The organism is Microcoleus sp. S13C4, assembly GCF_036700865.1.
Taxonomy (GTDB): Bacteria; Cyanobacteriota; Cyanobacteriia; order Cyanobacteriales; family Microcoleaceae; genus Microcoleus.
The window spans coordinates 21,141-32,317 of the sequence record NZ_JAUBPS010000066.1; the positions used below are offsets into that span (position 1 = coordinate 21,141).

An 11,177-nucleotide genomic window follows, 5' to 3' on the forward strand; every position below is an offset into this window, starting at 1 on the left:
TTATACACCACAAAGGATTTCAATCTCACACTATGCTACAAGACACCCAAACAATCCGGCACTACCAAAAACTCACCGACGCCCTCGTCGAAATGTGGAATAGAGGTTATCGCTTCGATGACCTGCGGCTTTACTTAGACGGCTATTTAGCAGCCCTGCGGCATTCCAACGGTCTGGAACCCTATTTGATTCACAGACTAGAGGAAGAAGCAGCACGTTACATTCACGACCCCTCCAATTTTGCAATGCCACAGACACAAACTGAAGCAGACTACTATTAAATAGCAAATTCGGTTTGATAAACCCTTGATGATTTGGGAATTGGGAATTGGGAATTGGGAATTGGGAATTGGGCATTGGGAATTGGGAATTGTAACGGGTTCCTTGGCTCTGCCTGGGAACCGATGTCCAGAGGCTCGGCCTCGCTTTCGGAGCCTAAAAATTGGATGCCGAGCCGACCGCATTGCCTTCCCCGGCTCTGGCTGGACACAAGTAATTAAGTAAATTAACTTAATTCAACGTAAAACCCGATTGCTGTTATATCCCCGACTTCTTTAAGAGGTCGGGGATATGTTTGTTCTGTCTAATTTAAGAAGCCAAAGCCACTTCTACAACTTCTTGCAATTCGCCCTTTTGATACATCTCGATCATAATATCCGAGCCGCCAATAAACTCGCCGTTGATATAAACTTGGGGAATTGTCGGCCAGTTGGAATACTCTTTAACGCCTTGACGAATTTCCTGGTCGGCCAAAACATCAACAGTTTCGTAAGGCACTCCCAAAGTATTGAGAATTTGCACCACAGTATTAGAAAAACCGCACTGGGGCATTAACTTATTGCCCTTCATAAACACCATGATTTTGTTTTGCTTAACCAACTCGTCAATTCTTTCATGTGCTGCTGTAGTCATGGTAGATCCTAATATTGTTTGAAAATTTTTCAACGTTGACTGACGCAAAAACCGCGTTTTTTACGAAAATCTTTCGTTACAGCCATAGATTCCGGTAAAAAAACCGGGTTTTTGTGGTTTTTGTGCGTAAGCGGAGCAGTTGTCTCTCAAGCAACTATTGACACCAGCACAAACTTGTGATATCCACTTGCAACTCAACAATTAAGCAACTTGACTTTTGGCTTCCCATTCTGCGGGAGTTAAGGTTTCCAAGCCCAAAGCGTGGATGGCTTCACTAGCCATTGCCTGTTTGAGAGCGCCGTAGACCAGTTGGTGCTGCTGTACTCGGCTTTTTCCTTCAAAAGCGGCAGAGACTACTCTCGCTTGGTAGTGGTCGCCCCCACCGGTCAAATCGTCAACTTGTATTTTAGCGTCGGGCAAGCCTGCCTTAATCATTTCTGCTACTTGAGACGGTGTAACCATTGGTTTCTCTGATAAACGGCTGTAATTTAGGTTTTAGTGGAACTATTTTTTCGATGAACTCGGTTGAACGCTGGCAGGCCGGGGAAAGGGCGAATCCACAAAACCCAATTCCAGTAACTGCTGGTAAGCTTTCTTGCCCAAGTCGCGAGTTGGCTGCTGCGATCGAATAATCTGAATTAACAGGGGAACAGCCAGTTCCGGTTTATTTTGTGCCCTGTGTACCAACGCCAGCCGGTAGGTAGCTTCGTCGCGCATTTGGGCTGTTTCTACAGCTTTGGTGCGGTGGCTTTCGGCCAAGCGGATGTCAATTCCGGCAAAACTGCTCCCCAGTTGTTGGTAGAAGTTCGACAGTTGATTGAAAATTTGGCGAGATTCTTGCAGCTTTTGAGTAGCGAGTGCGTAATTCTGATTGGAAATAGCACTGCTGGCTTCTGTCATCAAACGCTGGCCTCCTTGGACGCTCAGCAGGCTGCTGTCTTGCGTCATAGGGCGGAGATTGTTGGGGTCTGTGGGGTCGTCCGTCTGTTCGACTTGCCGTTGGTTCTCTGGCCCAGAGGGTTGTTGTGCTTGGACTTGGATCGGTTGCAACAGGGTAAAAGCTGCGATCGCCCCGATCGTAATCCGGGCAGTGGAGCGAAGCCAGCAAACAGTTCCAGAGTATACCATGAAATTACTTTGCGCCTGTGCGCTTTAATAAAATATTTAGCTTGAGCCGATCTTACCATTGGCGATCGCAACCGGCTAAGTGTAAACCAAATTTATCTAAATGTCAAAGGGTGCGCGATCGGGCAAAAGGCTCTTGAGGAAAAATTCAAGTACAGACTTGAAAAAATGTTCTCAGTATGAGAACATAGAAGTGTCGTTTAAAAAACGGTACTGGAATGAGGCTAATTTCCAAGAAAAATCTGGAGAGTGCGATCGAATCCTACTCCGACGATGCCAAGGCTGCGATCGCAGTCGGGCGCAAGGCCATCAAAGACAACAATTGGGAATCACTCGAAGAGATTCGACAGGGATATTCCAAATCGGTCGATCAAGTCTGTGGATATACCATATTTAATATTAAAGGCAATCAGTATAGATTAATCGTAAAAATCAACTATACCGCCAAAATTATATATTTTAAAAAATTTTTAAGCCATACTGAATATGACAAAATTAACTGGAATGATGAAAATGAAGTTAAACCTAAAATAGGTTAAATCCCACTAAAATTATCGGGGAAACATTACAGCTTCCCTGATGTGTTCAATTAATCAAAAACATTTACTCCAAAAGTCAAAATTATGATATCGAGAAACAAACACCCACCTTGTACTTGAGAACCATGTCTAAGTAAGCAAGCAAAGGAATGAGAAATGAACATCACAATTGAAAAAACAGCTTACGGTCAACTGCTGGCTAAATCTCAGCCTAAGCCAATCCTGAACGAAGAAGATAATGATCTAGCCCTCGCCGAAGTCGATTTTCTGATGTCTAAGGAAGAATTAACAGTAGAAGAAGAAACTTTACTGAGTCTCTGGGGGCTGTTGATCGAAGAATACGAATCAAAATATTACCCAGATCCAGAAGTGACTCCCCGGGATGTTCTATTGCATTTCATCGAAGTTCGCGAACTCAAACAAGCCGATTTAGTGGGCGTGATTGGTTCCAAAGGAGTAGTCTCTGAGGTGGTTAATGGAAAACGGGCGATTAGCAAGGCGCAAGCTAAGGCGCTGGGAGAATTTTTTAATGTTAATCCTAGCGTGTTTATTTGAGGGGACTTGCTGAATCATTGTTAATAAGCCTTTTACGGGCGGGCAAGATGCCCACCCCACCAGAAAATTCAGTTTTTGTGGAACAGGCATCCTGCCTGTTCTTGAAAATATAGTAAGACTGGATTAAAATTAAACAAAGGCATTTCTGATGACACAACCGATCGAACTTTCCGCAAATACCTTACAAAACTATCAAGGAATTGGAGTTCCCGATGAAAGTCTGGCACTAATTTTGCAGCGTGGCGGCGATGAATTACTGCTGTCAAAAGCGAACGATCGCTTTACAGTCCGCCCCTCCTTAACAGCATCAGCCTCAAACGATTGGGCTGCAACAACTGGGGCAAAACTCAACCGTCGCGTCGGCCCAACCAATCTCGAAGAATATCTCGTTGCGCCCTCTAGCCTAGAAGCAGCAATGCAAGCAGCCCGCGCCAGCGATGCCGTAGCTTTTGCCAGCCACGTCTATTGCCCCGCGAACAATCCGAGTACATTCTTTTACCTGACAGACCAAATTACCATTCAATTTGGGGAACAAGTAGACGAACAATCGCGAAAGACGATCGCCAATGCAGCAGCTTTAAAAATAGTCCGGCCAGTAGAAGGAATTCCCAACACCTTCGTCTGCGAAGTCACCAAACAAGCAACAGAAAATCCCGTCAAAATTGCCAACCGCCTGACAAGATATCCAGAAGTTCTCGTAGCAGAACCCAACATTTTAGTAGAGACGCAGCAGCATTACACGCCCCGCGATCCGCTTTATCCCAAACAGTGGTATCTAAACAACAAAGGCGGCAACGAACTTGTCGGTGGTGCTCAAATTTATGCAGAACCAGCTTGGAACATGACTCGCGGAGTTCGATCGATCGTAATTGCGATCGCCGACGATTCAGTTGACATCACCCACCCAGATTTTCAAGGCCAGGCCAAAATAGTCTCACCCATCGATTTAAAAGAGGGCGACACTTCCCCGATGCCAGTCGCCGACTCAGACAACCACGGCACAAGTTGTGCAGGCGTCGCCGTTGCTGAAGAAAACGGCACAGGCATTGTCGGCGTCGCCCCCGGATGCGCGCTGATGCCCATTCGTACCACGGGTTTTCTCGATGACGATTCTGTCGAAAAAATATTTAATTGGGCGATCGAAAAAGGTGCCGCCGTCATTTCTTGCAGTTGGGGGCCTGCGGCAGTTTACTATCCCCTTTCCCTGCGGCAGAGTGCCGTCATCACCAAAGCAGCAACCCAAGGGCGGGGCGGCAGAGGCTGCGTTATTCTGTTCGCTGCGGGGAATGCCAACCGCCCAGTCAACGGCACAATTAACGAGAAAGGCTGGCCCAACAACGTCGTGGAGGGTCAAACGAGATGGCTGGCGGGATTTGCCGTTCACCCAGACGTAATTGCCGTCAGCGCTTCCACTTCCCTCAACAAAAAAGCAGCCTACAGCAATTGGGGCACCAGCATCTCGGTTTGCGCCCCCAGCAACAACGCACCGCCGGGAACTTGGTTGCCCGAAACCGGATTTATCGGCACGCCGCCGCAGGTGACGCAGTATTTGCCCGGTTTGGGGGTGTTTACTGCCGATCGAGTCGGTACTCAAGGCTACGATTGGGGGGACTATACGGATACTTTTGGCGGTACTTCCAGCGCCACTCCAGTAGTCGCTGGGGTTGCAGGGTTGATACTTTCGGCTAACCCCCGTTTGACGGCGCGGGAAGTGCGGGGAATTCTCGAACAAACTGCTGAAAAAATTGTCGATCCCGATCCCGATCCCCAGTTGGGCAATCGCATGGGGAATTACGATCCTAACAACGGCCGCAGCGATTGGTTTGGTTACGGCAAAGTGAATGCTTTTAAAGCTGTGCAAGCTGCGGTGAGAAAGGGCGGCGGCAATCCGAATATCGGGGGTGCGGTGTTCAGCGATATTTCTGGACATTGGGCACAGAAGTTTATTGAAGCTTTGGCTGCGGCGAATATAATTAGCGGTTTTCCTGACGGTTCTTTTCGCCCTGATGACAGTTTAAACCGCGCTCAATATGCGGCGCTGTTGGTGAGTGCGTTTAGTCCGATTCCGAGGGTGCCGGCTACAAATTTTATTGATGTTTCTGCTACGTTTTGGGCGAGAAGTGCGATCGAACGGGCAAATCGGGGGGGGTTTTTGGCGGGGTTTCCGGGCTTGAAGTTCGGCCCGAATCAGAATTTGACTAAGAGTGAGGCGATCGTGTCTTTGGTTAACGGTTTGGAACTGAAGGGCGGCAATCCTGATTCTTTGAAAGTTTACATCGATCGTTCTCAAATTCCTAATTATGCTTTGAGTGCGATCGCCACAGCAACTAGCTTGAAGATTGTGGTTAATTATCCTTCCCGCGATTGGCTTTCCCCGCAGCGGGATATTACCCGCGCTGAGATTTCGGCTTTGATTTACCAGACATTGGTGGCGATTAACCGGGCAAAGGCGATCGATTCTCCTTACATTGTCTAATGGCAATAGGTTGGTAGTGAGGACTTTAGCCCTCACTACCAACCTATTTTATTGTAGCTGCTTTTAAGCTCGCAAATTCCCCAAAGCTTTCAAAGCAAATTGCGGCAAAGCTAACATCCTGCGCCACCGCCAAGGTTCTTGATAAAGTCGGTACAACCATTCTAAATGATTGTCGCAAAACCAAGCCGGCGCCCGGTCTTTTGTCCCCGCCCAAATATCGAAACTGCCGCCTACTCCCACCCAAATTGACTGAGGGCAAAGGTGTCGGTGTTCGGCAATCCAAAATTCTTGGCGCGGTACTCCCAATCCTACAAAAATCAGTTTTGGCTGGATTTTTTTGAGGCTTTCACGGAAGTCTGTTTCTTCCTCTGCGGAAAGATAACCGTGTTGAGAAGCAATCGACAATCCGTTAACCTTTTGCTGCCAAGTTTCCGCAGCAGCAGCCGCCACTCCGGGGGAACCTCCAAAGAAAAATAGTGGTTCCGAATCCGGCAATTTTCCAGCTTGTTGCAGCAGCGATTCTGCTAATTCAATCCCCGGATAGCGCTGGGCCGGTTTGCCACGCATCCGCAAGTACAGCACCACTCCCGAACCGTCGGGAATCACCAGTTCCGCTTTGCGGATTACATCTGCTAAAGCCTGATTTTGCTCGGCTTGCATCGCCATTTCAGCATTCAGCGTCACGACGTGACTTCCTAACCCTTGATCCAGGCGCTGCATCAGCCAACCTGCATAATCATCTAATATGTGAACTGGTAGTCCCAGCACAGAAAATTGCGGCTGCGATCGATCCATATTTTTTTCTTTGAGATTCCTACACACCTAGTTATTTAAATTAGCTTAGATTGGCGATCGATGCTAGACCACTTTTGGACGCAAAAAACCCGGTTTGTGCTACAAAGATTCTGTGAAGTCATCATTCCGTGGTCCCGAAACCGCGTTTTTTGTACGCGGCGCGCAAGTCCGTTAGAGTTATGCTGCAAAGTGCGATCGAGCATTAGTGTTCGATTTTTTTGACAGAGCCGTCAGCGTACCATTCCATCGGTACTAGCTCAATTTTACCATTAATTTTCACTGTAGAGTAGACAATTTTTACGAAAGGAACGCTCTTGTTATTGTTGTTGCGGCTAGACATGGCAATCACCTTGTTGTGTTTGAAAAACTTGAGAAATGATATAATTTCTGATATATTTAGAAGTCTATTCACCGCAATTCGGCTCGCATCAGGAAAAACAAGGAAAACGAAATGGCGATCGCAACAACTCAGCGGCAAACCAGGTTAGATTATTACTACCAGCAAATCAAAACCGTCATCCTCAAGCGCCAGAACCCAATTACCGGTTTGCTGCCGGCGAGTACCGCCGTTAACGCTCACGGCGACTACACTGATGCCTGGGTGCGCGACAACGTGTACAGCATTCTCGCGGTTTGGGGTTTGGGTTTAGCGTACCGCAAAATTGATGGCGATCGCGGCAGGACATTTGAACTAGAACATAGCACAGTCAAACTGATGCGCGGCTTGATGTTTGCGATGATGCAACAAGCAAACAAAGTAGAAAGTTTTAAAAATACTCAATCGCCCTTAGATGCCTTGCACGCTAAATACAATACTCAAACTGGAAGTATTGTTGTCGGTGATGACAAGTGGGGCCATTTACAGTTAGACGCTACATCTATATATTTGTTAATTCTTGCTCAAATGACGGCTTCGGGTTTGCACGTAGTTTTTACAATCGATGAAGTCAATTTCGTGCAAAATTTAGTTTATTACATCGGTAGAGCCTACCGCACACCCGATTACGGAATTTGGGAAAGAGGCCATAAAATCAATCGCGGCAATGCAGAATTGAACGCCAGTTCAGTTGGCATGGCAAAAGCAGCGCTGGAAGCAATAAATGGATTGGATTTGTTTGGAATTAAAGGCTCTCAAGCATCTGTTATTCACGTTTTGCCAGACGAAATTGCCCGAAGTCGCATAACTTTAGAGTCACTTTTGCCTCGCGAATCTAGTTCAAAAGAAGTAGATGCAGCTTTATTGAGCGTCATTAGTTTTCCGGCTTTTGCTGTGGAAGATCGAGAATTAGTAGAACGGACTCGAAATAAGATTATTGACAAATTGCAAGGAAAATACGGCTGCAAGCGGTTTCTACGGGACGGACACCAAACAGTGTTGGAAGATGCCGATCGCCTGCACTACGAACCCACAGAGTTAAGGCAGTTCGAGCACATTGAATGCGAGTGGCCGCTATTTTTCACTTATTTATTCTTGGACGGCATATTTCAGGGAAATCAAGCCCAAGTGCAAGAGTACCAGCAGCGTTTGGAATCTCTAGCAGTCGATCGCTCTGGTTTGCCACTACTACCCGAATTGTACTACGTCCCCGCCGAAAATATAGAAGCAGAAAAGCTGAATCCCAGCAGCCAGCAGCGCTTACCCAATGAAAATATTCCCCTGGTTTGGGCGCAAAGTTTGTACTTTCTCGGTCAATTGCTGAACGAAGGATTAATCGCAGTTGGCGATATCGACCCGCTGGGAAGGCATTTGTCAGTCGGGCCGCACCGAGAACCTTTAGTGCAAATTGCACTGTTAGCTGAAGACGAAGATTTGCAAGCAGAATTAGCTGCTAACGGCATTGCGGCGCAAACCCCAAAACAGGTAGAACCAATTCAAGTCCGCCAGACTAAAGAATTATCAGCTATTTACACGCAAATTGGACGCAACGACCCATTAGGTTTAACCGGGCGCCCCGTGCGCCGTCTGCGGAGTTTAACAACTTCTCGGGTGTTTAAAATTCGCGAAGAGGCGATCGTATTTCTCCCCTCATTTTTGAACAGACAAGAGTTTTACTTAACTTTAGATTACCATTTTTTAGTAGCTCAAATCAAGAGCGAAATAGCTCACATTCACCGCCACTGGTATCAGTTGGGACGCCCTACGGTAACCCTGATGCTGACTCACACGATGCTGGAAACCGGCCGGGAAGCATTGTTAGAATTAATGAAGGAATTCCGGGATGGACACTGTAATAATACGCCAGTTAAACTCGGAAATATTAAGCAGTTAATGCTGACTGCTGGCACCGAAAGAATTGATTTCATGCACGATTTTGAATTTACCGAATCTCCGGTGACAGGTGCAGTAGAAACGCGCCGATATCTCACTTACAATCCAGAAAAAACTTGGCCTTTGGGTCACACACAAGAATTTAAATTAGAGTGCGAAACTAATACTAACTTCTTGCTAACCAGCCTGCGAGATTCAGAAAATTTGTACGAACAAATTGAGTTGCTGCACACCTTAGTTCGACTCAAAGGATTAAATTTTGATACAGGATTTGGAGGTGCGGACGAAACAGTACAAGTTGTGGAGTTGCTCAACGAAGTTTATACAAAAGCTGGAGAAAGTTCGCAATCAAAAATCCAATGGGCCGTCATCCGCCATGCCGCAGGTTTGCTGGACAAGGTTGATATCAGCTTGTCCGATGCGGTGACAGACATTTTGGTGCGACAAAAGCAGATTGCTGTGGGTAAAGCCTACAGCGAAGATTCGGTGATTTCGCGCCCCGGTTCCTACACCGAAGTGATGGATAAAATTCGCCAATTCTGCGGAGAAGATATTCGCGATCGAGTTCTAACTCAAGAAGTTCTCATCTACCTTGGCCTGCTAATTAAAGCCGAACCGCAGTTATTTAAAGGCCTGCTGACGCTGAGAGTTAGCTACTTTATTTTGCTGCTGACTAGCGAGTTTGCCCGCGAATTGGGAGTTACGCAAAATGAAGCTTACGAACATTTAATGCAGCTAAGTCCCTTTGAAATCAAAAATCGCCTCCGCCAAGTCTTGACAGAATACGAGGAAATGAATCAAATCCTCAAACAACAAGAATCCCTGCGCGTCAAACAGCCGGAAAAAGATATTGAATGGGTAGTAGCGCCAGTTTCCGAAGAACCGCAAATGCCTGCGGGAGGATGGCGGCGGAAGCGGCAGATGGAAGGTGCAGTCAATCGCGTACCGAAAGATTTTTATCCGAGTGTTTGGGGACTGCTGCGGCACTGCAAAGGCTTGATAATTGGCGACAAATTAGAGCGGCGCAATCGGTTAGATAGCCATATCATTTTATCAGAAATGACGCCGGGTGAAAAGAATTTCGCGCTACAAATCGAGCATTTGCTGAATAAAATAGTCGCCCCGGAATACCGACAAGTCAATATTGAGGCGTTGATGGAGTTGGCTGCAATTGGCCAGCGCAACCCAGAATTGCAAGTAGAAGAATACATCGTTTTAGATGTATTAGTCGGTCACGCAGTGCGGCTGAATTGGCAAGGAAAACACCCGGAAAGAGCCGATAGATACGACGAAGACAAAGCGGCGGCTTGGCAAGCTTTTTACAACACTTCGCCTTACGTTTGCGCGAGTCACGTACTCGATGCTTTCCGATTCTTGACGAAGTTTGGATAGATTGAGATAGTTCGGCGGTTGAAACCGCAACTACACAAACTAAGTCCGCAGAGGCGGACTTAGAAATAAGGGAGATATTTAAGCTCGATCGGGATTATGGGAGCTCCCTCATACAGCGAGCGATGGCTATGGGAAAGCAGCGATTGCCCGCTCTGCACGTCCTTATGCGCCTGCTACACATCACCCGCACCCTCTTTTTGGTACGGTTGGCAACACCAGCGATCCTTCTGGCGACGCTCGCGCCGTGCAAAGTTCTGAGGCTGGCTCATCCTGTGATTGACACAGGCTTTTCGGTTTCTAGGAATAGCTTTGTACGGTTTTCTTCACTGCTAATTACTGGTGATTCTTTCGCACGTATTCTGGAAAATACGACCAACTCAGTGGGGTTTTCCTGACTGTTCTTCCTACTTATCAAGCGGCATCATGATAACTGTAAGCAACGAGCTTCAACCCAAACTTTCGTTATAAAGTCTTACCAATCTTTGAGGTGACAGATTATGTTGATGCGCTATTGGCAACCCTTCACAGAAATAGAAACCATCCGCGAGCAACTCGATAAAGTTTTTGACCAACGGGCAACAACGAGAGATAACTCAGAAGCCACTTGGATGCCAGCTCTGGAATTCGCTGATGCTGGGGACAACTTCGTATTAAAAGCGCAACTGCCTGGAATTGACCCCAAAGACATTGACGTTCAAGTCACTCGCGAAGCAATTTCTATCTCTGGCGAACGCCGCTACGAAAACACAGACGAAAAATCTCGCTACCTCCGCTCTGAATTCCGCTATGGCAAATTCCACCGGGTGCTTCCCTTGCCCGCACACATTCAAAACGACTCTGTGCAAGCTGAATACAAAGATGGCATTCTAACGCTAACGCTGCCCAAAGTGACTGAAGCTCGCAATAAAGTCGTCAAGATTAATTTAGCCCAAATTGCTGGAACTCCAGCGACTCCCGCTCCTTTACAGGCTAACCAATAACGATGGGGTAAGCGTGTTTAGTGGTGAACTCAGTACGCAGAAAACTGTGCTTAATTGACTGTAGTTTAGACTAACTAAAGATGAGAACGGTGGTCCAAGAAAAACTAGAGCCACCGTTAAGGAGAGAATGAGGG

11 protein-coding genes are annotated in these 11,177 nt (G+C 46.9%); 6 read left to right on the top strand and 5 right to left on the bottom strand.

The window, feature by feature from the left end; translation table 11 throughout:
- Positions 1-32: 32 nt before the first annotated feature.
- A complete protein-coding gene (locus QT996_RS22710) occupies positions 33-281 on the top strand; it encodes a DUF6761 family protein (protein WP_006634037.1) in 249 nt (82 codons plus the stop codon).
- Positions 282-588: 307 nt separating this feature from the next.
- Here QT996_RS22710 and grxD read toward each other — a convergent pair whose 3' ends face one another.
- The 3 genes from grxD to QT996_RS22725 form a co-directional block, all read right to left on the bottom strand.
- Complete coding sequence (gene grxD, locus QT996_RS22715) at positions 589-912, bottom strand: Grx4 family monothiol glutaredoxin (protein ID WP_333042762.1); 324 nt, start codon at positions 910-912, stop codon at positions 589-591.
- Positions 913-1,113: 201 nt separating this feature from the next.
- On the bottom strand, positions 1,114-1,374 hold the full coding sequence (locus tag QT996_RS22720; RefSeq protein WP_172192604.1) for a BolA family protein: 261 nt from the start codon (positions 1,372-1,374) through the stop codon (positions 1,114-1,116).
- A gap of 42 nt (positions 1,375-1,416) precedes the next feature.
- Complete coding sequence (locus QT996_RS22725; protein ID WP_333049154.1) at positions 1,417-2,040, bottom strand: hypothetical protein; 624 nt, start codon at positions 2,038-2,040, stop codon at positions 1,417-1,419.
- A gap of 215 nt (positions 2,041-2,255) precedes the next feature.
- Here QT996_RS22725 and QT996_RS22730 point away from each other — a divergent pair, with 215 nt between their 5' ends.
- The 3 genes from QT996_RS22730 (at position 2,256) to QT996_RS22740 (ending at position 5,607) form a co-directional block, all read left to right on the top strand.
- Complete coding sequence (locus tag QT996_RS22730; protein WP_333049156.1) at positions 2,256-2,576, top strand: type II toxin-antitoxin system HigB family toxin; 321 nt, start codon at positions 2,256-2,258, stop codon at positions 2,574-2,576.
- A 156-nt stretch (positions 2,577-2,732) separates the two neighbouring features.
- On the top strand, positions 2,733-3,131 hold the full coding sequence (locus tag QT996_RS22735) for a transcriptional regulator (RefSeq protein WP_333049158.1): 399 nt from the start codon (positions 2,733-2,735) through the stop codon (positions 3,129-3,131).
- Positions 3,132-3,279: 148 nt separating this feature from the next.
- Positions 3,280-5,607 (top strand): S8 family serine peptidase, encoded by a 2,328-nt coding sequence (locus QT996_RS22740; protein ID WP_333049160.1) that lies wholly within the window; start codon positions 3,280-3,282, stop codon positions 5,605-5,607.
- Between the two features lie 63 nt (positions 5,608-5,670).
- On the opposite strand, the gene QT996_RS22745 is transcribed toward QT996_RS22740, so the two are convergent.
- Both QT996_RS22745 and QT996_RS22750 read right to left on the bottom strand, forming a co-directional pair.
- Complete coding sequence (locus QT996_RS22745) at positions 5,671-6,402, bottom strand: WecB/TagA/CpsF family glycosyltransferase (RefSeq protein WP_333049162.1); 732 nt, start codon at positions 6,400-6,402, stop codon at positions 5,671-5,673.
- Positions 6,403-6,604: 202 nt separating this feature from the next.
- On the bottom strand, positions 6,605-6,742 hold the full coding sequence (locus tag QT996_RS22750; protein ID WP_333049164.1) for a hypothetical protein: 138 nt from the start codon (positions 6,740-6,742) through the stop codon (positions 6,605-6,607).
- Between the two features lie 111 nt (positions 6,743-6,853).
- Between QT996_RS22750 and QT996_RS22755 the strand changes: the two genes are divergently transcribed.
- Together QT996_RS22755 and QT996_RS22760 are read left to right on the top strand one after the other, a co-directional pair.
- Positions 6,854-10,063: a glycoside hydrolase family 15 protein gene (locus tag QT996_RS22755; RefSeq protein ID WP_333049166.1), complete on the top strand. Its 3,210-nt coding sequence runs from the start codon at positions 6,854-6,856 to the stop codon at positions 10,061-10,063.
- Positions 10,064-10,560: 497 nt separating this feature from the next.
- The gene (locus tag QT996_RS22760) at positions 10,561-11,043 is read left to right on the top strand and encodes an Hsp20/alpha crystallin family protein (RefSeq protein WP_333049167.1); all 483 of its coding nucleotides are present in this window, start codon (positions 10,561-10,563) and stop codon (positions 11,041-11,043) included.
- The last annotated feature ends 134 nt before the right edge of the window (positions 11,044-11,177 follow it).

Excerpts from the sequence above, each read along its gene's own strand:
- QT996_RS22710 (WP_006634037.1), top strand. The coding sequence starts at position 33 with ATGCTACAAGACACCCAAACAATCCGGCACTACCAAAAACTCACCGAC.
- grxD (WP_333042762.1), bottom strand. The coding sequence starts at position 912 with ATGACTACAGCAGCACATGAAAGAATTGACGAGTTGGTTAAGCAAAAC.
- QT996_RS22720 (WP_172192604.1), bottom strand. The coding sequence starts at position 1,374 with ATGGTTACACCGTCTCAAGTAGCAGAAATGATTAAGGCAGGCTTGCCC.
- QT996_RS22725 (WP_333049154.1), bottom strand. The coding sequence starts at position 2,040 with ATGGTATACTCTGGAACTGTTTGCTGGCTTCGCTCCACTGCCCGGATT.
- QT996_RS22730 (WP_333049156.1), top strand. The coding sequence starts at position 2,256 with ATGAGGCTAATTTCCAAGAAAAATCTGGAGAGTGCGATCGAATCCTAC.
- QT996_RS22735 (WP_333049158.1), top strand. The coding sequence starts at position 2,733 with ATGAACATCACAATTGAAAAAACAGCTTACGGTCAACTGCTGGCTAAA.
- QT996_RS22740 (WP_333049160.1), top strand. The coding sequence starts at position 3,280 with ATGACACAACCGATCGAACTTTCCGCAAATACCTTACAAAACTATCAA.
- QT996_RS22745 (WP_333049162.1), bottom strand. The coding sequence starts at position 6,402 with ATGGATCGATCGCAGCCGCAATTTTCTGTGCTGGGACTACCAGTTCAC.
- QT996_RS22750 (WP_333049164.1), bottom strand. The coding sequence starts at position 6,742 with ATGTCTAGCCGCAACAACAATAACAAGAGCGTTCCTTTCGTAAAAATT.
- QT996_RS22755 (WP_333049166.1), top strand. The coding sequence starts at position 6,854 with ATGGCGATCGCAACAACTCAGCGGCAAACCAGGTTAGATTATTACTAC.
- QT996_RS22760 (WP_333049167.1), top strand. The coding sequence starts at position 10,561 with ATGTTGATGCGCTATTGGCAACCCTTCACAGAAATAGAAACCATCCGC.